Origin of the sequence: Pseudomonas viridiflava, assembly GCF_001642795.1 — a bacterium.
In the GTDB taxonomy this organism is placed as follows: domain Bacteria; phylum Pseudomonadota; class Gammaproteobacteria; order Pseudomonadales; family Pseudomonadaceae; genus Aquipseudomonas; species Aquipseudomonas viridiflava.
In genome coordinates this window covers 81881-100871 of record NZ_LKEH01000025.1, presented here as the reverse complement: position 1 = coordinate 100871, position 18991 = coordinate 81881, and the positions used below count along the sequence as shown (strand labels likewise).

Annotated in this window: 18 protein-coding genes; 2 read left to right on the top strand and 16 right to left on the bottom strand. The window is 58.9% G+C overall.

Going from position 1 to position 18991, the window contains the following annotated elements; genetic code table 11:
- Nucleotides 1-112: 112 nt before the first annotated feature.
- From thiO to AO065_RS11135, 7 genes are read right to left on the bottom strand one after another with little or no spacing between them, the layout of a single operon-like run.
- The gene (thiO, locus tag AO065_RS11165; protein WP_004884069.1) at nucleotides 113-1225 is read right to left on the bottom strand and encodes a glycine oxidase ThiO; all 1113 of its coding nucleotides are present in this window, start codon (nucleotides 1223-1225) and stop codon (nucleotides 113-115) included.
- A 27-nt stretch (nucleotides 1226-1252) separates the two neighbouring features.
- Nucleotides 1253-1654, bottom strand: a complete 402-nt coding sequence (locus AO065_RS11160; protein WP_004884068.1) for a type IV pilin protein — start codon at nucleotides 1652-1654, stop codon at nucleotides 1253-1255.
- An 11-nt stretch (nucleotides 1655-1665) separates the two neighbouring features.
- Nucleotides 1666-4926, bottom strand: coding sequence for a pilus assembly protein (locus tag AO065_RS11155; protein ID WP_004884067.1), 3261 nt, complete (start codon nucleotides 4924-4926; stop codon nucleotides 1666-1668).
- Nucleotides 4913-5419 carry a pilus assembly PilX family protein gene (locus AO065_RS11150; RefSeq protein WP_004884066.1) on the bottom strand — a complete coding sequence of 169 codons (507 nt, stop codon included), beginning with the start codon at nucleotides 5417-5419 and terminating at the stop codon, nucleotides 4913-4915. Before AO065_RS11150 ends, AO065_RS11155 begins: the two co-directional genes overlap by 14 nt.
- Nucleotides 5420-5429: 10 nt before the next feature.
- Nucleotides 5430-6134: a PilW family protein gene (locus tag AO065_RS11145; RefSeq protein WP_004884065.1), complete on the bottom strand. Its 705-nt coding sequence runs from the start codon at nucleotides 6132-6134 to the stop codon at nucleotides 5430-5432.
- On the bottom strand, nucleotides 6131-6649 hold the full coding sequence (pilV, locus tag AO065_RS11140) for a type IV pilus modification protein PilV (RefSeq protein WP_004884064.1): 519 nt from the start codon (nucleotides 6647-6649) through the stop codon (nucleotides 6131-6133). The genes AO065_RS11145 and pilV overlap by 4 nt, the downstream gene beginning before the upstream one ends.
- Nucleotides 6649-7131: a GspH/FimT family pseudopilin gene (locus tag AO065_RS11135; RefSeq protein WP_004884063.1), complete on the bottom strand. Its 483-nt coding sequence runs from the start codon at nucleotides 7129-7131 to the stop codon at nucleotides 6649-6651. Before AO065_RS11135 ends, pilV begins: the two co-directional genes overlap by 1 nt.
- A gap of 131 nt (nucleotides 7132-7262) precedes the next feature.
- On the opposite strand from AO065_RS11135, the gene AO065_RS11130 reads away from it, so the two are divergent.
- Nucleotides 7263-7763 (top strand): GspH/FimT family pseudopilin, encoded by a 501-nt coding sequence (locus tag AO065_RS11130; RefSeq protein ID WP_004884062.1) that lies wholly within the window; start codon nucleotides 7263-7265, stop codon nucleotides 7761-7763.
- A 6-nt stretch (nucleotides 7764-7769) separates the two neighbouring features.
- On the opposite strand, the gene ispH is transcribed toward AO065_RS11130, so the two are convergent.
- From ispH to murJ, 6 genes are all read right to left on the bottom strand, one after another.
- Nucleotides 7770-8717 (bottom strand): 4-hydroxy-3-methylbut-2-enyl diphosphate reductase, encoded by a 948-nt coding sequence (gene ispH, locus AO065_RS11125; RefSeq protein ID WP_004884061.1) that lies wholly within the window; start codon nucleotides 8715-8717, stop codon nucleotides 7770-7772.
- A 58-nt stretch (nucleotides 8718-8775) separates the two neighbouring features.
- On the bottom strand, nucleotides 8776-9252 hold the full coding sequence (locus tag AO065_RS11120) for an FKBP-type peptidyl-prolyl cis-trans isomerase (protein WP_004884060.1): 477 nt from the start codon (nucleotides 9250-9252) through the stop codon (nucleotides 8776-8778).
- The gene (lspA, locus tag AO065_RS11115) at nucleotides 9245-9760 is read right to left on the bottom strand and encodes a signal peptidase II (RefSeq protein ID WP_004884059.1); all 516 of its coding nucleotides are present in this window, start codon (nucleotides 9758-9760) and stop codon (nucleotides 9245-9247) included. The genes AO065_RS11120 and lspA overlap by 8 nt, the downstream gene beginning before the upstream one ends.
- Nucleotides 9753-12584 (bottom strand): isoleucine--tRNA ligase, encoded by a 2832-nt coding sequence (gene ileS / locus AO065_RS11110; RefSeq protein WP_004884058.1) that lies wholly within the window; start codon nucleotides 12582-12584, stop codon nucleotides 9753-9755. The genes lspA and ileS overlap by 8 nt, the downstream gene beginning before the upstream one ends.
- Nucleotides 12581-13531, bottom strand: a complete 951-nt coding sequence (ribF, locus tag AO065_RS11105; protein WP_004884057.1) for a bifunctional riboflavin kinase/FAD synthetase — start codon at nucleotides 13529-13531, stop codon at nucleotides 12581-12583. Before ribF ends, ileS begins: the two co-directional genes overlap by 4 nt.
- Before the next feature lie 132 nt (nucleotides 13532-13663).
- Nucleotides 13664-15202, bottom strand: coding sequence for a murein biosynthesis integral membrane protein MurJ (gene murJ, locus AO065_RS11100; protein WP_004884056.1), 1539 nt, complete (start codon nucleotides 15200-15202; stop codon nucleotides 13664-13666).
- A 251-nt stretch (nucleotides 15203-15453) separates the two neighbouring features.
- Between murJ and rpsT the strand changes: the two genes are divergently transcribed.
- Entirely contained in the window at nucleotides 15454-15732 is a 279-nt protein-coding gene (rpsT, locus tag AO065_RS11095; protein ID WP_003344603.1) for a 30S ribosomal protein S20, read from the top strand.
- 216 nt (nucleotides 15733-15948) lie between these two features.
- On the opposite strand, the gene AO065_RS11090 is transcribed toward rpsT, so the two are convergent.
- The 3 genes from AO065_RS11090 to cgtA all read right to left on the bottom strand — a co-directional run bounded on the left by AO065_RS11090 (nucleotide 15949) and on the right by cgtA (nucleotide 18881).
- Nucleotides 15949-16419: a CreA family protein gene (locus tag AO065_RS11090; RefSeq protein WP_004884055.1), complete on the bottom strand. Its 471-nt coding sequence runs from the start codon at nucleotides 16417-16419 to the stop codon at nucleotides 15949-15951.
- 29 nt (nucleotides 16420-16448) lie between these two features.
- Nucleotides 16449-17567 carry a glutamate 5-kinase gene (gene proB / locus AO065_RS11085; RefSeq protein ID WP_004884054.1) on the bottom strand — a complete coding sequence of 373 codons (1119 nt, stop codon included), beginning with the start codon at nucleotides 17565-17567 and terminating at the stop codon, nucleotides 16449-16451.
- A gap of 90 nt (nucleotides 17568-17657) precedes the next feature.
- Complete coding sequence (gene cgtA, locus AO065_RS11080) at nucleotides 17658-18881, bottom strand: Obg family GTPase CgtA (RefSeq protein WP_004884053.1); 1224 nt, start codon at nucleotides 18879-18881, stop codon at nucleotides 17658-17660.
- Nucleotides 18882-18991 lie beyond the last annotated feature (110 nt).

Sequence of the window (18991 nt, the reverse complement as noted above, 5' to 3'; positions counted from 1 at the left end):
CTCCCACGGTCCGTATTTGCCGCGCGACAGCGCCACGTTTAAGACGTGGTGGTGCCCCCCAAGAAAAACCGCGTCTATCCAGCAAGCTAAATTTTATCGACGAAAGCGCAGCTTATATCCGGGCGGGCGTCATACGCCCTTGCGGTGCATACGGCGCCGGATCAATGATCGGCTCATGCTCCAGTAATAAATCAGCGAGCAACTGGCACGATGCAGGCGCCAGCACCAGGCCGTTGCGGTAATGACCGCAGTTGAGCCACAGCCCTTCGAAGCCGGGCACGGGGCCAATGAATGGAATGCCTTCCGGCGAACCCGGACGCAGCCCCGCCCACTGGGCAACTGGCTCGGCGTCCGCCAATGCCGGAATCAGCTCGACAGCCGAGGCCTTGAGGCTTTCCAGCGCCACCTCAGTCGTGGTCTTGTCGAAACCCGCGTGTTCCAGCGTGCTGCCAATCAGGATATGCCCGTCACGCCGGGGAATCGCGTATCGCCCTTTCGCCAACACCATGCTGGGCAGAAAATCCGACGCGCACTTGTAGAGGATCATCTGACCTTTGACCGGCTCGACTGGCAGCTCCAGGCCAAGGTGTTTCAGCAGCTCACCGCTCCAGGCGCCCGCAGCAAGAATCACCCGGTCAGCGAGCACATCGCCCGACGTCGTCTTCACACCCTCGATTCTGTCATGACGACGCACGAAGCCAGTGACCTCGCACTGCTCGCGAATCTCGACATTCGGCATCGCCAGCAAGGCGGCCTTGAGGGATTTGACCAGTCGGGGGTTACGCACATTGGCCACGTCAGCCATATGGATGGCCCGGGAATACCCCTGCCCGAGCACCGGCACTGCATCATGCACCGCAGAGATATCAACGCTGCTCAGCGGTCGGTTTTCCCGTACCGCCCAGTCGAGCGCCTGCTGTTCGTCATCCAGGTCCAGCCAGTACAAACCGGTGGTATGAACTTCCGGATCAAGACCCGTCTGCTTGAAAAGCCGTTCGCCCAGATGCGGATAGAAATCCTGAGACCAGTGCGCCAGCGCGGTCACTGCCGGGCTGTAGCGCCATGGGTAGAGCGGAGAAACGATCCCCCCGCCTGCCCATGAAGACTCGAGCCCCACGCCTGACCTGTCCAGCAGCACGACGCTCATATGCGACGATGCCAGATTGAAGGCCGTCAGCAAACCGATCACACCACCGCCGACGATCACTACGTGTTGCTTGGGCATTTTGCTCTCTGGGCAAGTTGAAAAGGGTTATCGGCCCCAGCAGTCTTTCTTCGTCACACCGCTGGACGCGCCGGTGTTGCTGTACTCGCCCGTGTTCTTGATGACGAAACTGCCGCACTTGTCGCCATTCATCATCGCGTTGCCGTTGGGCGTCGCCGTCAGAGTGAAGTCGGAGGCGTTCAGCACAGAGACAATACCGTAATAGGTGTTTCCCAGGCTCAGACCTTGTGCGCCCGCGTAAGTACCGCTGCGGGAATAAAAACGCTCCAGCGCCTGGGTCTGCTCGGACAGCAGGCTGGCAATTTCGGCGCGATGGGTGCGTCTCACGTACTCGGTGTAACTGGGGTAAGCCACCGCCGCAAGGATACCGACAATCGCCACGACGATCATGAGTTCGATCAGCGTAAAGCCCCTGGATGTTGCTCTCATGGTCAGCTTCCCTATTGGATTTGTCGCCACATGATGCGCTGAAATGCGTTTCGTGCTCCCGAGGAGCTGTCTTCAGGAAATACTATCTTGTTGCCGCTGGAATCGATCAGAATCTTCCGGTCTTCCGGCACTTTGGGATTTCCGTTTGAGTCAGTACCCAGACTCACGGTTCCTGCCAGAACGGATGCCAGGATAGGTATACCGCTGCCTACCGCACGTCCCGAAACGCGCGTATCGAGTTCGTTTACGTCCAGATCGCCGTTGGTGTCCAGCACTTGATAGTTGAGCATACTGCCGGTCGCTGCATCCAGTTCGAACAAACGACCCGTACCCGTGCTCTCGCAAGGGTCCGACGAGTTGACGGCAGCAGTAGTGAAGAGAATCCGGCCTCTGCTGGTTTGAGCAGGATAAATGATGCGCTCGCCGATGTAAGGCTCAATGGTGGACAACGGCAGGAACCAACCCTTTTTCGATGCCCAGTCAACATCGTTGGCGGTTGAAGTGAAATAGGTCGCATCGCTACCGGAAACCGAACCTGTGACGGCCTGAGCCTGCAGGTTGCCTTCGACGTAGTTGCCGGACGCAGTGTCAGCGTCCCAGATCGCATAGAAATCCTGGAGCGCAGTCGTTTGTTTGTCCGCCGTCTCAAGAAACTTGCCGGTGCCGAAGTAGATGATCTTGCCGTTCAGCGGGTGATCCAGAATCAAAGGCTGAACCGTGATGGGTTGATTGGCACCGAGTGGCGCAGTGAAAAGAGGCTGGCCGTTGAACGCCAACTTCCAGCTGTTCGCAGATGCCCCGCTCAGATCAAACTTCCACAAACGACCTTTCAGGTCACCTGCGTAGGCAGCCTGGACGATGTTCTGTGCATTGACCCGCAGCCTGACCGAAGACAGCCCGTTGTCCGTTTCACTGCCTGTCACAGGTGTGGGTATCTCAGCGATGAGTGCTCCGGTGTTGGCGTTCAGCACAAAGAGCGAGGCACGCCCCGTGAAGCTGCCGTAGCCGTTTCCAACGACAACAATGCCCGTTCCATCTGCCATCCGCGCCGCTTCGGCCTTGGAATAGCTGAAGCCCAGATTGTTGAAACCGTTTGCCGGAGTGGACACAGCCGGTGCCCTGACCTCCCACAATGCGCTGATGTTGTTGGATGTGCCTTCAAACAACTTGATGGCAAAGAATGCCTTGCCGCCTGCTCCCAGCCCGCTTACTGCCACAGTGCGCCACGAAGCGCTGCTGCCAGCCTGGGTATCGAATACGGAAATCTGACCATCAGCAGTGAACCTGTGCACACCGAGACCGTAGTTGGGCGAGGCAACGGTGGCCAGCGACGTCAAGGCGGTCGAAGGCATATAAGCATAGGTTCGCCTGCCATTATCGGCACCGATGACATTGAGGAAGCCATCGTTGGCGTTTGCCAACAGGCTGTACGTCATGTTGCTGGCCTTGGCAGACAGATAAGTGCTGTAGGACGTACTGCCCGCCATATCGGTCGAGGTCTTTTCCGTTGGAAGCGCGACAGCCAGATTCGTATTGATCAAATCGCCCAGCAATCGGGTACGGGTTCGCAATGCCGCGTTGGCGGTGCCCTTGGCCCAGTTGATCAGCTGAATACCCGTCACGCCGGCGGGCAGTGTGGCCGTGACAGCGTCCTTCTGAGGTTGAGACAGCGCGTTGAAATCAAGAGCAATCCTGGCAGCAGTGGGCGTAGCTGCGGCAGTGTTCCAGGTTTCGAAAGTCGGAGCGGTCGAAGATGACGTTATCGTTGTGTCAGTGGTCCACACTGCTGCGCCTGGGTCACCCGTCCGGGCATCCAGATCAAACGCATTGATTGTCCCGTGCCAGTCGGCAGGGTCATAAAGCGTCTGGAAAAAGCGCGTGCCCGTTTGCAGGGTCGCGGAGTTGGCCGCACCGCCACCGCCAGAACCTGCCTTCGCGTAGATATCGCTCAGCGCAAGGTTCAAGGCCGTGTTCAATCCCGAACTGTCATTGGCCTGGAAGTACTTTCCACGACCGTGAGTATCGTTCGCGGCATCGATCAGCATCTGGTTATTGGCTGTGAAGCCGATGGTGTAGGTGCTCAGGTTTTGTTTGGGGAAACCTGCGGTGTCCCAGCTTTTTCCGGTCAGATCGCCCCCCGGCGCGGAGACATCACGGCGCAGATCGATGTCGTAGGCAAACTTGGCCAGGTCATCCAGATAAAGCGTATCCCCTTCCCCATCACCCGACAGATTGTTTCCGTCATTGGCGGCATTCAGGTCCCAGTTGGGCAATGAACGTGTGGTATCGGCGACGTCTTCCGGGTCGTTGGCGGGAAACGTCCGGTCATAGGTGGGCAACCCGTCGGTGACCACCACGCCATAGTTCTTCTGGCAGCGGTATTGAATAGGGCTCACATAGTTGGCGGCACTCTGATAAAAGGGCGCCATACCACGGAAATAACGGGTGATCTCGTAATAGGTTTCCGCCAGCGGCGTGTTGGCGGAAGGCGTCAGGTTGGCGATGGCCTGCTTGAGCGCGTTAACGTTGGCAGTGGCTTGCGCCTGAGTGACAGCAGGCTGATAAGTCGAGGCCGTGACCGGAGACAGATCGGTGACCAATCTGGAAATCCGACCACCCGGACCGAGATCGAAATTGTTCGGTTCATTGAAGGTCGCCAGCCCGATCCTGAGCGTGAGGTTGTTGGATACCAGATTGGTAGCCACGGTCTTCGCGACGTTCATGCGGAAATCATTGGGAATTATGCCATTGGTGTAGTCTCGCACACCGAAATCGAACAGCCCGGGCGTGACCAGATCAATCAAATACGACAGATAGTCTGCGGTATAACGCGTCAGGCCATTTCCGGCAGGATCGGGCAGCACGACGCAGTATCGAACGCCGTTGCGAAAAATCGTGCGTCCGCCGAACAGGCAAGACAGTGAAATCCCGGCCACTCCCGTGGCGTTGATGTCTCCTACTGCCAACGTCTCCCCGCCCGAGATGGTGCTTATGAACGGGCAAGGAACCGTTATCAGGCCACTCACACACTGAGTGGAGTAAAACTGGATATCAGGACGATTGACGTTCGGATCAAACCCGGACGCCCAGATGATGTTGTACATACTCCCCGAGTTGTCCACGAGCAGCATCAGGTTGGGCGGCACCGCTGATGAGCTGAGCAACGGCACCTGCGCAGGCGTGAACGCATAGACTGGCGCGGCGAGGTAAAGCGTCAACAGCACGCCATACACATACTTCAGAGCATGACGAAACGCCTTAGCAGTTGGCATAGATGCTCTCCAGCACGGTTCGTGAGGTGCCATTCTGGATGGCCACGGAGGTTACCCGGTAGAGAGCGACAGCAAGAGAAGTACAATTTGGCGGCCGTCTTATCGGCTCCATCGTCGTACCCAGATTCTGAACAGCATAAAACCCTCCTCCGGCCGCTGCCGTCCAGATCACACCGGAAGCCCCCACTCCGGCAGCGGTTACCGTGGTGGACTCGGCAGGTGGTGCACACGCGGCTCCCGAACAGACTGCCGGTGAAACAGTCCCTGCCTTGATGGCAGACTCACCGAGGCGCAGCGCGCTTTCTGCCAACTGGAACGACTGATTGCGGACCACCACGCTGCCGGCCATTTTTTCCTGCAGGGTTGCGTTCTGCATCGAAGAAATCCCCAGCAACGTCAGCAGCAGCAGAAATACCAGACTTACCAGCAACACCATGCCGCCCTGACGACGAGGGAAGGCAATGATCGAATTGAATCGCACGGTCTTGTTCATGCTGGGCCTGTCAAAAGCGGTTACGCAAGTAGGCAACGACGCTGTATTGCTGGTCTTCGACCCGATTGTCAGGGTCATGCAATGTGAGGCTGATGCGCACACTGCGAATGTCACCAGCATTGCCAGCGGTGATCGCCGTTTTGTAGGACATGGGATTACCGACCATGCCAAAGGAAACAGAAAAACTGGTGACATTCTGCAAGAGTGGTTGCGGATCAGCCGTCGCGCCGAATCTGATGCTCAGATCAGTCCCGGAAAGGCTGTAAACCAGTTGCCGCAATGGAAAGGCCGTCTGCCCGGCCGCGGGTGCTCTTGCACCGTTGTACAACTGCGTCGTGGTTCTGCAGTCTGAGATGATGGTCCAGGTCGGCGTGCTGCCCGTGCTCCCCACGTCAGCGGTCACCAGCGTGAGCTTCGCGTTCGCGTTGTCCCAGAGAATGGCGTTATCGAGCGCAACAGGCAGGGCAATCGCAGGTGCCACAGGCGTCACGTTGGAGAGACTCAGGCATCCATACATGCCGGTCATGCGAATTTCCTGAATCATCTTGCTCAACACAAAACGCGCATCTTCCTGCATGCGGGCCGACGCATTCTGGCTTTGGTACGTGGCTCTGGATGCGGTGAATATCTGAACAATACCGAGGCTGACCACCAGCCCGAGCACCAGAGCGACCATGATTTCGACCAGGCCAAAGCCTCTGGACAGCCTTCTCATGGATTCACCCCGATACGTGAAGTCAGTGTAAACGTTCGGGTCGTCGGGATGACGGGTGCAGTCCCCGTGTTCGCCACGGTATTGGCGCTCGCGGCACGCGTGTCGTCCCAGGTGATGGTAATTGTCACTTCCGGCGCATTGGCAACGTTGATCACCCCTGTCCCGGTAGCACCTGCAAAATTGATGATGTTGGTTTTGAAATCGAACAGATCCTGATCCCGCGCGACGTTGATATTGGCAGCCGGTGCAGCCGACAGACCGTTGAGGCCATAGGTTGCCAGGACGTTTTGTCCGCCAGTACTGGCTGAATTGCCATCCACATTCGCCCGAATCCGATCCATCATGTCGTATGCGATAAAGCTGGCCTGACTGGTCATCGCCGCACTGTCGGTGTATTTCAGGGCGTTCAGCTGGATTGCCGCCGCGCCCAGCAGGCCGATGGCCAGGATCAACACCGAAACCAGCACTTCGATCAGGGTCATGCCGCTCTGGCGATGTCGGGGTTTATTGGGCATCAGCAGCTTCCACCGAGGACGATCCGGCCGGTCAGACAAATATTCAGGTTTTTGGTGACGGAGCCTCGGGTGTAAGTCATTGCCACCGCCGTAGCAGGCGCGATGAGCCCGCCCAGGTTATTGAAGTCGATTGCATTCACGTTGGCCGCCACCAGCGTACCGCCGCTGCTCATGGCCGCCACCTTGCGCAAGACCCTGGTCGAGTCGGACGCGACCGTGCCCGCATCGGAGACTCGATACACCTGCAACTCGGTATTCCACGCAGTGCCGGTGGTCGGAGCGATTCGCACACTCACTCCTCTGTTTATCGCCTCGAGCCGCGCATAGTTGAGGGCCCGCTGCAAATCATTGAGTTCGGTATCGGCCTTGTTGCTCTGGAGGGTGCTGGTGAAATTCGGGATCGCGATAGCTGCCAGGATGCCCACCAGGGACACAGTGACTAACAATTCGATGAGGCTGAATCCCTTGGCTATATGACGCATTGAGTGTCTCCTAGACGTTACGACTATAAGGCAGCAATGCCGTCGGAAAATCTATAGCGGGACATACGGTTGTTTTGCGATGACGAGCGCCCGGACGCGTTTGAAACGGTCTTTCCAGGGAAGGAAAACAGATGAAGCAGACAGGATTCACGCTGATCGAACTGCTGGTGGTCGTGGCACTGGTTGCCATTCTTGCCAACGTCGCGATGCCTTCTCTTACAGGCGTGATCGACAGCAACCGCAGACTCGTCGCAGCCCAGGAGCTGGCCAGCGGAATTCGATCGGCACGAGTGGCTGCCATCACGCGCAATCAGTGGACGACTATCCATGCAATAGACGGGGACTGGAGTAACGGCTGGCGGATCATTCTCGATGCGGACGGCAAAGGCCCCGACGATCAGGACGTGTGGCTCATCGAGCGCGCGAGGTCGCCCGGCACCCGAATCGTCGGCAACAGGAAAGTGGCTGAACATCTGACATTCACCGGGCTGGGCGGCCTGCGTAACTCGGCCAACGGGACGATACATGTGTGCGTCAAAGACCAGCCGGTGAGCCACTATCGCGTGATAGTGGCCAGGACCGGGCGGGTCAGGATCGACGATAAAAAGGCTGATGCGCCACTGTGCAATTGAGCGAATTCAGAGCAGCGACTTGACCCGCAATTCCTTGGGCATGGAGAACGTAATGTTCTCTTCGCGACCGGCCAGCTCATCGGCACCGGTTGCACCCCAGGCCTGCAACTGCTGGATCACTCCGCGCACCAGCACCTCCGGTGCTGAAGCACCTGCGGTGATACCGATGCGCTCGACGCCATCGAACCAGCTGCGCTGCATGTCTTCGGCGCCATCGATGAGGTACGCAGGTGTCGACATCCGCTCGGCCAGCTCACGCAGGCGGTTTGAATTGGAGCTGTTCGGGCTGCCCACCACCAATACCACGTCGCACTCGTCGGCCAGTTGCTTGACCGCGTCCTGACGGTTTTGCGTGGCGTAGCAGATATCGTCCTTGCGCGGGCCGCCGATAGCAGGGAATTTCTGGCGCAATGCATCGATGACGCGACTGGTGTCATCCATCGACAATGTGGTCTGGGTCACGAACGCCAGCGAGTCCGGGTTGCGCACCTGCAGGCTTGCAACGTCGGCTTCATCTTCGACCAGATAGATTGCACCGCCATTGGCGGCATCGTACTGGCCCATGGTGCCTTCGACTTCCGGATGGCCTTCATGACCGATCAGGATGCATTCGCGACCATCACGGCTGTAACGGGCGACTTCGATGTGAACCTTGGTGACCAGCGGGCAGGTAGCGTCGAACACTTTCAAGCCACGCCCTGCCGCCTCGGTACGCACAGCCTGGGAAACACCGTGAGCACTGAAGATTACGATGACGTCGTCCGGCACCTGCTCCAGCTCTTCGACGAAGATCGCACCACGGGAGCGCAGGTCTTCGACGACGAATTTGTTATGAACCACTTCATGGCGCACGTAGATCGGCGGACCAAACACTTCCAGGGCGCGATTGACGATTTCGATCGCGCGGTCCACACCGGCACAAAAGCCGCGGGGGTTGGCGAGTTTGATTTGCATGCTGTGCCTCATGGTTACGTGCGAAGCAGCCCGGCCGGAGCCGGGCTCGATATCGGGATCAGGACGCCAGAATCGCTTTTACTTCGAAGATCTGCACTTCAAAGCTCAGCGTCTTGCCTGCCAGCGGGTGATTGAAGTCGATAGTGACCTGTTCGTCATCGAATACCTTCACCACGCCGGGCAACTCGGTGTTGGCCGCATCATTGAAGATCACCAGCAACCCTTCGGACAGTTCCATACCCGCGAACTGCGAGCGTGGCATGATCTGCACGTTTTGTGGGTTGGGCTGACCAAAGGCGTTTTCCGGCAGGATCTGCACGGTCTTCCGGTCGCCTGCCTTGAAGCCGAAAATGGCGGCTTCAAAGCCCGGCAGCAGGTTGCCGTCACCGACCTTGAACGTGGCCGGAGCCTTTTCAAAGGTACTGTCGACGGTGTCGCCGTTTTCCAGACGCAGGGCAAAATGCAGCGTGACCTGCGTGTTCTGACCGATGCGCAGCTCGTCGGACGAGCCTTGGGTCGAAGACTGTTCAGTCATGGGCAGGCTCTCCGGTTTTCTTGCTCTTGAACATATCCAGCGCCAGCATGATTGCGCCAACGGTGATACCGCTGTCGGCCACGTTGAAGGCCGGGAAGTGCCAACGGTTCTGCCAGTGGACCAGAATGAAGTCGATCACGTGGCCCAGCACGATGCGGTCATACAGGTTGCCCAGTGCGCCGCCCAGCACCAGTGCCAGCGCGATGGCCAGCCAGGTGTCGTCGCGCCCCAGACGCTTGAGCCAGACCACCAGCACCGCGCTGACCACAACGGCGATCAGGGCGAACAACCAGCGCTGCCAACCGGCACCGTCAGCCAGAAAGCTGAAGGCTGCGCCCGTGTTGTACGCCAGCATCCAGCTGAAGTAGTCGGGAATCACCACGATCTGTTCGTACAGGTCCAGGCGGTTTTCGAAGTAGAACTTGCTGGCCTGGTCAATGACCAGCACCAGCACGCTCAACCACAACCAGCTCAGACGGCCGAAACGGCCCGGAGCGGAATCACGCATAGTGACGCACCTCGCCTGCACCACTGATGTTGTCCACGCAGCGACCGCAGATTTCCGGATGCTCAGGGTTCACCCCCACATCCTCACGGTGATGCCAGCAACGGGCGCACTTGGCGTGACCGGACTTGACGACCTTGAGCTTCAGACCGGCGACTTCGGTCACCACTGCATCAGCCGGAGCCGCCGCCAGAGGCGCGACGCTGGCCGTGGAGGTGATCAGCACGAAACGCAGTTCGTTGCTCAGCTTCGACAGATCCGCCACCAGCGAGTCTTCGGCATACAGGGTCACTTCAGCCTGCAGGTTGCCGCCAATGGCCTTGGCCGCGCGCAGGTTTTCCATTTCCTTGTTGACCGAGGTCTTCACCGCCATGATCCGCTCCCAGTAGGCGCGGTCCATTTCGAAGTCGGCTGGCATTTCGGTCAGGCCTTCGTACCAGGTGTTGAGCATCACGGATTCGTTGCGCTCGCCCGGCAGGAACTGCCACAGCTCGTCGGCGGTGAACGCCAGGATCGGCGCGATCCAGCGAACCAGCGCTTCGGAGATGTGGAACAGCGCGGTCTGACACGAGCGACGTGCCGTGCTGTTGGCAGCCGTGGTGTACTGGCGATCCTTGATGATGTCCAGGTAGAACCCGCCCAGCTCCTGCACGCAGAAGTTGTGGACCTTGGAGTACACGTTCCAGAAACGGTATTCGCTGTAGTTCTCCTGCAGCTCACGTTGCAGCAGCAAGGTGCGATCCACCGCCCAACGGTCCAGCGCAAGCATTTCATCGGCTGGCAGCAGGTCGGTCGCCGGGTTGAAGCCGGACAGGTTGGAAAGCAGGAAGCGCGCCGTGTTGCGAATACGACGATAGGCATCGGCGCTGCGCTGCAGGATCTGGTCGGACACCGCCATTTCACCGGAATAGTCAGTTGCCGAGACCCACAGACGCATGATGTCGGCGCCCAGCGAATCGTTGACCTTCTGCGGCGCAACCACGTTGTTCAGCGACTTGGACATCTTGCGGCCGTTCTCGTCGACCACGAACCCGTGGGTCAGCAGTTCGCGATACGGTGCATGGTTGTCGATGGCGCAACCGGTCAGCAGCGACGAGTGGAACCAGCCGCGATGCTGGTCGGAGCCTTCGAGGTACAGGTCGGCACGCGGACCGCTTTCGTGGCCCATCGGGTGCGAGCCGCGCAGCACGTGCCAGTGAGTGGTGCCGGAGTCGAACCAGACGTCCAGGGTGTCGGAGATCTTGTCGTACTTGGCCGCCTCGTCACCCAGCAGTTCGCTGGCGTCCAGCTTGAACCAGGCCTCGATGCCTTCTTTCTCGACCCGCTGCGCCACTTCTTCCATCAGTTCGACGGTGCGTGGGTGCAGCTCGCCGCTTTCCTTGTGCAGGAAGAACGGAATCGGCACGCCCCAGTTGCGCTGACGCGAGATGCACCAGTCGGGACGGTTGGCGATCATCGAGTGCAGACGCGCCTGACCCCAGGCCGGAACGAACTGAGTGTCTTCGATGGCCTTGACCGCACGCTCACGCAGCGTGTCACCCACCACAGGCTGCTTGTCCATGCCCACAAACCACTGCGCAGTGGCGCGGTAGATCAGCGGCGACTTGTGACGCCAGCAGTGCATGTAGCTGTGGCTGATGGTTTCGGTGTCCATCAGGCTGCCGACTTCGGCGAGCTTGTCGATGATGTTCTGGTTGGCCTTGAAGATGAACTGGCCACCGAAGAACTCCAGCGATTCGACATACACGCCGTTGCTCTGCACCGGGCTGATGATGTCGTCATTGCTCAGGCCATAAGCCTTGCTGATATTGAAGTCATCCACGCCATAGGCGGGCGAGCAGTGAACGATACCGGTACCGGCACCCAGCTCGACGTAGTCAGCCAGATAGACCGGCGACAGACGGTCGTAGAACGGATGACGGAAGTTGATCAGCTCCAGCGACTGGCCAGTGGTGGTCGCGATCACTGAGCCTTCCAGCTTATAGCGGGCCAGGCAGGACTCGACCAGCTCTTCAGCCAGCACCAGCAGTCTGTCGCCGACATCGACCAGCGCGTAGTTGAACTCGGGATGGACGTTCAGCGCCTGGTTGGCCGGGATGGTCCACGGGGTGGTGGTCCAGATGACGATGGAAGCCGGCTTGTCCAGCGAAGCAAGGCCGAATGCAGCGGCCAGTTTTGCTTCGTCGGCAATCGGGAACGCGACGTCGATGGTCGAGGACTTCTTGTCCTGATATTCAACTTCGGCTTCAGCCAGAGCCGAACCACAATCGAAACACCAGTTGACCGGTTTCAGGCCCTTGAAGACGAAACCGCCCTTGACCATCTCGGCCAGCGCGCGGATTTCCCCGGCTTCGTTGGCGAAGTTCATGGTCAGGTACGGATTGCTCCAGTCACCCAGCACACCCAGACGGATGAACTCGGATTTCTGGCCTTCGATCTGCTCGGCAGCGTAGGCACGACACAGCTCGCGGGTCTTGTCCGCGGACAGGTTCTTGCCGTGGGTCACTTCGACCTTGTGCTCGATCGGCAGGCCATGACAGTCCCAACCCGGCACATACGGGGCATCGAAGCCCGCCAGGGTCTTGGAACGCAGGATCATGTCCTTGAGAATCTTGTTGACGGCATGACCGATGTGAATATTGCCGTTGGCGTACGGAGGGCCGTCGTGCAGGACGAACTTCGGACGATCCTTGCCAATTTCGCGCAGCTTCTGGTACAGGCCAATGCTGTCCCAGCGCTGCAGAGTTTGCGGCTCGCGCTGGGGCAGGCCGGCCTTCATAGGGAAGGCGGTGTCCGGAAGGTTTAGCGTGGCTTTATAGTCGGTCATTTCAGGCTCTTGGTTAGCGGTTGACCATGCCAATGGGCACGGGCGGCGGCGACGTCCGCATTGATCGCCGTCTTGAGCGCCTCCAGAGAGGCAAAACGCTGCTCATCACGCAGCTTGTGGTGGAAAGCCACCGTCAAACGCCGGTCGTAAAGGTCGCCGGCAAAATCCAGAAGATGCACTTCAAGGTGGGCACTGCCATCACCCGCCACGGTAGGACGCACGCCGATGTTGGCGACACCCGCCCAAACCTTGCCATCGATGTCTACGCTGACCAGGTAAACCCCGCTCAAGGGCACACGACGACGCTTGAGTTGCACGTTGGCGGTGGGCGTACCCAACTGACGCGCCAGCTTCTGGCCATGCAAGACCCGTCCGGTGATCTGGAACGGGCGACCGAGCATACGCTCGGCCAAGGCAAAATCCGCGGCAGCCAGGGCTTTACGCACCTTGGTACTGCTGACGCGAAGGCCATCGATTTCAACGGTCTGCGCCGCTTCCACCGTAAATCCGTAAGTCGTTCCGGCCTGCTGCAGGAAGTAGAAATCCCCGAGCCGGTCGCAGCCAAAACGAAAATCATCGCCCACTTCAAGGTGCTGAATGCCCAGCCCGTCGATCAGCACGGTTTCGACGAAGCTGGCCGCACTGAGTTTCCTCAGGCGCTGATTGAAGGACAGGCACAGCACCCGGTCCACACCTTCGGCGCTCAACAGTTCGAGCTTGTCGCGCAGACGTGCCAGTCGTGCCGGAGCAGTCTCTGGCGCAAAGAACTCGCGCGGCTGGGGTTCAAAGATGACCACGCAGCTGGGCACACCCAACTCGACAGCCCGCTCACGCAGACGCGCCAGAATAGCCTGGTGGCCCCGGTGAACACCGTCGAAATTGCCAATCGTGGCGACGCAGCCCCGATGCTGGGGACGCAGGTTGTGAAGACCTCTAACCAGCTGCATAACGCACTTCTTGCTCATAAAGTGGCCGATTATAACCACACACGGCCCCGGACGACAGGCAACACGCCGGGACCCGATCAAAGCGGTCGGCGCATGACACGCAAACACGACCGCTCACCTTTGAAATATTGCTTACATGATGGCTTTGCGGGCGAAATCCCGAAGCCGGAAACCCAGCAACAGAAGCATTGCAAAGTACGTCACCACACCGGCTGCCACCAGCGCGCCCAGGCGCAGGAAACGCTCCAGCATGTGTCCTTCATCCCACGCGGGCATGAAATGCATCATCCCCAGAAGAACACCCGACATGGCCGCCACCGCAATCACCAGCTTGAACAGAAACTTCGTCCAGCCCGGCTGCGGCTGAAACAGCGCCTGTTTGCGCAGTTGCCAGAACAACAGGCCGGCATTGATACACGCCCCGACACTGATCGCCAGCGCCAGCCCCGCATGCTGCAACGGCACAATGAAGGCCAGGTTGAGCAACTGAGTCACTATGAGGGTGAAGATCGCGATTTTCACCGGGGTGCGAATATTCTGTTGCGCGTAAAAGCCGGGAGCCAGCACCTTGATCAGGATAATCCCCAGCAGGCCGACCGAATAAGCGACCAGCGCCCGCTGGGTCATCGCGGCGTCCAGCGCATCGAACTTGCCGTATTGAAACAGAGAAACGGTCAGCGGTTCAGCCAGCAGCCCCAGAGCCAGGGTGCACGGCAACACCAGTACGAAGCACAGACGCAAGCCCCAGTCGAGAATGCGCGAATACTCCTGACGATCCCGCTGGGCGTAGGTTTTGGACAGGATCGGCAGCAGAATTGTACCCAGCGCAACACCCAGCACTCCGGACGGCAGTTCCATGAGGCGGTCGGCATAGTACATCCACGACACCGACCCTGCGACGAGGAACGAGGCAAATATCGTGTTGATGATCAGAGAAATCTGACTGACCGAGACGCCAAGGATGGCAGGAAGCATCTGCTTCATCACACGCCAGACGCCTGAGTCACGCAGATTCAGGCGCGGCAGCACCAGCATGCCGATTTTTTTCAGGTGCGGCAGTTGATAAAGCAGCTGCAGAAGACCGCCCGCCAGCACCGCCCATCCCAGCGCCATGACCGGCGGATCGAAATACGGGGTCAGGAACAGCGCAAAAAAGATCATGCTGACATTGAGCAGGGTCGGCACGAAGGCAGGTACGGAAAAGCGGTTCCAGGTATTGAGGATCGCGCCCGCCAGCGAAGACAGCGAGATCAGCAATATATAAGGAAATGTCACCCGCAGCAGATCCGAGGTCAGCGCAAACTTTTCAGGCGTGTCGACAAAACCCGGCGCCGTGGCCCAGATCACCCAGGGCGCGAAGATCACGCCCAGAAGAGTCACCAGTGCCAGAGCGAGCGTCAGCAGCCCTGTGACGTAAGCCACGAACGTGCGGGTCGCCTCTTCGCCCTGCTGGCTCTTGTATTCGGCAAGAATCGGCACGAATGCCTGGGAAAACGCCCCCTCGGCGAAAATCCGCCGCAGCAGATTGGGCAGTTTGAAGGCGATGAAGAAGGCGTCGGTCGCCATTCCGGCCCCGAAAGTGCGCGCAATGATGGTGTCCCGGATGAAGCCCAGAACCCGGGAAACCATTGTGATAGAGCTGACGGCGGCGAGTGACTTGAGTAGATTCATTGAAAGACTTGTATGCCTTGGCAAAGGATGGGCGATTAAGCCGTCCATTTATGCGATACTTCGCGCCGCTAAATAGCCCGAAGCCAAAGGCCGCGAGTTTACAGGTCGCACGCCGGAAATAAATCATCCGGATAAAAGCAGCGACCACTCAGCGGAACACCTTAACTGCCCTTGACAAGACTTCAACTCATCGGCATGATTCGCGGCCTATTTTGTTTGCTATTTCACAAAGTCTTTCGAGGAGCTCGACGGTGGCCAACACACCTTCCGCCAAAAAACGTGCAAAACAGGCTGAGAAGCGTCGCAGCCACAACGCCAGCCTGCGTTCCATGGTTCGTACCTACATCAAGAATGTAGTTAAAGCCATCGACGCAAAAGACGCTGAAAAAGCGCAAGCTGCTTATGTTCTGGCTGTACCTGTTATCGACCGTATGGCCGATAAAGGCATCATCCACAAGAACAAAGCTGCTCGCCATAAAGGTCGCCTGAACGGTCACATCAAGGCTCTGAGCCTTGCTGCTGCAGCCTAAGCGATCCGCTTGTTGAAAAACCGACCTCAGGGTCGGTTTTTTATTGCCTGCGGGAAAGCGGGACCAGATTACTGAAAGTACGCCCTTTTGTGGGAGGCGGCTTGCCGACGATCGCGCCAGCTCAATCACTAATATGGCGCTACAGAAACCGCATCGCCGGCAAGCCGCCTCCCACAAGTCCGCACCCGCCACCATGCCAAAGACATAGACCTCAAATCATGGCGCTGGCGCGGGCGACCATGGCAGGATCGGAATAGCCGTCACCGCATTCTGCGGGCTACCTTCGATGATCCGGTCGCTGTAGACCAGATACACCAGCGAATTACGCTTCTTGTCGAAGAAACGCACCACCTGCATGGTCTTGAACACCAGTGACGTGCGCTCCTTGAAGACCTCATCACCATCCTTGAGGTCTTCCTTGAAGTGGATCGGGCCGACCTGACGACAGGCAATCGACGCTTCCGCCCGATCCTCAGCCAACCCTAGACCACCCTTGATGCCGCCCGTCTTGGCACGCGACAGGTAGCAGGTCACGCCATCCACCTTAGGATCATCGAAGGCTTCCACCACGATCCGGTCGTTTGGCCCGACCATCTTGAACACCGTTGACACCTGGCCGATCTCTTCTGCCGAGACCAGCACAGGCACGAACAGCAAAGCAGTCAAAAAACCCTTCATGACGCGCATCGAGCCTTCCTTCCAGTTAATGACCCGACTCAGACGAGAATCAGGTTGTCGCGGTGAATCAGTTCAGGCTCAGCCATGTAGCCCAACTCGCGCACGATGGCCTCGGACGACTGCCCAATGATCTTCTGCGCCTCAACAGCACTGTAGTTGCTCAGACCCCGAGCAACCTCACGCCCATCCGGCGCCACGCAAACCACCATCTCGCCGCGCCGAAAACTGCCTTGCACCAGCTTGACGCCGACCGACAGCAGACTTTTGTGGTCCCGAGCCAGGGCAGACACCGCACCGTCATCCAGCACCAGCGTACCGCGCGTCTGCAAATGCCCAGCCAGCCACTGCTTGCGCGCCGCCAGCATGCCGCGCTCCGGCGACAGCAGCGTACCCAGCCGCTCACCACCCTTGAGCCGCGCCAGAACGCGCTCGATGCGACCGCCGACAATCACGGTGTGCGCGCCCGAGCGGGCCGCCAGACGCGCAGCCCGCAATTTGGTCTGCATGCCGCCACGACCCAACGCTCCACCTGTACCGCCCGCCACCGCATCCAGAGCAGGATCATCAGCGCGAGCTTCGAAAATCAGTTGGGCATCGGGATTGTTGCGCGGATCGGCATCGAACATGCCGTCGCGATCCGTAAGAATGACCAGCAGGTCAGCCTCGACCAGATTGGCCACCAGCGCAGCGAGCGTGTCATTGTCGCCAAAACGAATCTCGTCGGTGACCACGGTGTCGTTTTCGTTGATGACCGGCACTACACCCAGCTCAACCAGAGTACGCAGCGTGCTGCGAGCGTTCAGGTAGCGCTTGCGATCGGACAGGTCGTCGTGAGTCAGCAGGATCTGCGCGGTGTGCCGATCATGCTCGGCAAAGCTGGATTCCCATGCCTGCACCAAGCCCATCTGACCGATGGCGGCAGCCGCCTGCAGCTCATGCATCGCACTGGGTCGAACAGTCCAGCCCAGGCGACTCATCCCGGCAGCTACCGCCCCGGAGGAAACCAGCACCAGCTCGACACCTGCTTCATGCAGCGCCACCATCTGCTCGACCCACACACTCATGGCCGTGCGATCCAGACCCTTGCCATCCGCTGTCAGCAGGGCACTGCCGATCTTCACGACCCAGCGCTGGGCACCCGTCACTTTGCTGCGCATCATCTTCCAACCTTAGCCAGAGAGTTTTCAAATTCGGGATACAAAAACGCCGCTAACAAAAGTAGCGGCGTTCAAGTTTACTTCAAGCGATCAGTCACGGACGTAAATGATTTCCGGACCATCTTCATCGTCCACATCTTCTTCATCCCAGTCATCGTCGCCGATGTCATGCACGCTCTTCACGCCACTGCGACGCAGCGCACGCTGATCATCCAGCGCCTGCAACTGCGCACGCGCCTCGTCTTCGATGCGCTGATCCAGCTCGGCCAGCTCTTCGGCATAACCAGGCTCTTCGGCGATGCGCAGGCTGCGCTCTTCGAGATAACGCATGATGTCGCGCGTCAGCTGCTCGGTACCTTCTTTGGCGATGGCAGAGATCACATAGACCGGACCGGTCCACTCCAGGCGATCAACGATCTCCTGCTTGCGGGCCTCATGCTCTTCTTCAAGCAACTGGTCGCACTTGTTCAGCACCAGCCAGCGATCACGATCGGCCAAAGACGGGCTGAACTTGACCAGCTCGTTGACGATGATTTCAGCCGAATCCGCAGCACTGGTTTCATCCAGCGGCGCCATGTCGACGAGGTGCAGCAACAGACGAGTACGCGCCAAATGCTTGAGGAAGCGAATCCCCAGGCCCGCGCCATCGGATGCGCCTTCGATCAGACCCGGAATGTCGGCAACCACGAAGCTTTTCCAGCGATCGACACTGACCACGCCCAGGTTCGGCACCAGGGTCGTGAACGGATAGTCGGCCACTTTCGGCTTGGCGGCAGACACCGAGCGAATGAAGGTACTTTTGCCTGCGTTCGGCAAACCCAGCAGGCCAACGTCCGCCAGCACTTTCAATTCCAGCTTGAGATCACGCTGATCGCCAGGCTTGCCCGGCGTGGTCTGGCGTGGAGCACGGTTGGTACTGGATTTGAAACGCGTGTTGCCCAGACCGTGCCAGCCGCCCTGGGCAACCATGATGCGCTGACCGTCTTTGGTCAGGTCGCCGATGATTTCCTGAGTGGTGGCATCGATGATCGTGGTGCCGACCGGTACGCGCAGCACCAGCTCTTCACCTTTACGACCGGTGCAGTCGGTGCTGCCGCCGTTGGAGCCGCGCTCGGCATCGAAGTGACGCGTGTAACGGTAGTCGACCAGGGTGTTCAGGTTAACGTCGGCCATCATGTAGACCGAACCGCCATCACCGCCGTCGCCGCCGTTGGGGCCACCGTTTTCGATGAATTTTTCACGACGGAAGCTCATGCAACCGTTGCCGCCGTCACCGGCCTTTACTCGAATGGATACTTCATCTACAAATTTCATAACGCACGCCTCCCGCCACAGGGACGAGCAGAACCACATAAATTACATAAGACTCTTGCAAAAATGAGCGTTGCGATACCGATCAGAAACCAGCGACCCCAGGGGTCAAC

Bases quoted from the DNA above. Each gene is read 5' to 3' on its own strand.
- thiO (WP_004884069.1), bottom strand. From the start codon at position 1,225: ATGCCCAAGCAACACGTAGTGATCGTCGGCGGTGGTGTGATCGGTTTG.
- AO065_RS11160 (WP_004884068.1), bottom strand. From the start codon at position 1,654: ATGAGAGCAACATCCAGGGGCTTTACGCTGATCGAACTCATGATCGTC.
- AO065_RS11155 (WP_004884067.1), bottom strand. From the start codon at position 4,926: ATGCCAACTGCTAAGGCGTTTCGTCATGCTCTGAAGTATGTGTATGGC.
- AO065_RS11150 (WP_004884066.1), bottom strand. From the start codon at position 5,419: ATGAACAAGACCGTGCGATTCAATTCGATCATTGCCTTCCCTCGTCGT.
- AO065_RS11145 (WP_004884065.1), bottom strand. From the start codon at position 6,134: ATGAGAAGGCTGTCCAGAGGCTTTGGCCTGGTCGAAATCATGGTCGCT.
- pilV (WP_004884064.1), bottom strand. From the start codon at position 6,649: ATGCCCAATAAACCCCGACATCGCCAGAGCGGCATGACCCTGATCGAA.
- AO065_RS11135 (WP_004884063.1), bottom strand. From the start codon at position 7,131: ATGCGTCATATAGCCAAGGGATTCAGCCTCATCGAATTGTTAGTCACT.
- AO065_RS11130 (WP_004884062.1), top strand. From the start codon at position 7,263: ATGAAGCAGACAGGATTCACGCTGATCGAACTGCTGGTGGTCGTGGCA.
- ispH (WP_004884061.1), bottom strand. From the start codon at position 8,717: ATGCAAATCAAACTCGCCAACCCCCGCGGCTTTTGTGCCGGTGTGGAC.
- AO065_RS11120 (WP_004884060.1), bottom strand. From the start codon at position 9,252: ATGACTGAACAGTCTTCGACCCAAGGCTCGTCCGACGAGCTGCGCATC.
- lspA (WP_004884059.1), bottom strand. From the start codon at position 9,760: ATGCGTGATTCCGCTCCGGGCCGTTTCGGCCGTCTGAGCTGGTTGTGG.
- ileS (WP_004884058.1), bottom strand. From the start codon at position 12,584: ATGACCGACTATAAAGCCACGCTAAACCTTCCGGACACCGCCTTCCCT.
- ribF (WP_004884057.1), bottom strand. From the start codon at position 13,531: ATGCAGCTGGTTAGAGGTCTTCACAACCTGCGTCCCCAGCATCGGGGC.
- murJ (WP_004884056.1), bottom strand. From the start codon at position 15,202: ATGAATCTACTCAAGTCACTCGCCGCCGTCAGCTCTATCACAATGGTT.
- AO065_RS11090 (WP_004884055.1), bottom strand. From the start codon at position 16,419: ATGCGCGTCATGAAGGGTTTTTTGACTGCTTTGCTGTTCGTGCCTGTG.
- proB (WP_004884054.1), bottom strand. From the start codon at position 17,567: ATGCGCAGCAAAGTGACGGGTGCCCAGCGCTGGGTCGTGAAGATCGGC.
- cgtA (WP_004884053.1), bottom strand. From the start codon at position 18,881: ATGAAATTTGTAGATGAAGTATCCATTCGAGTAAAGGCCGGTGACGGC.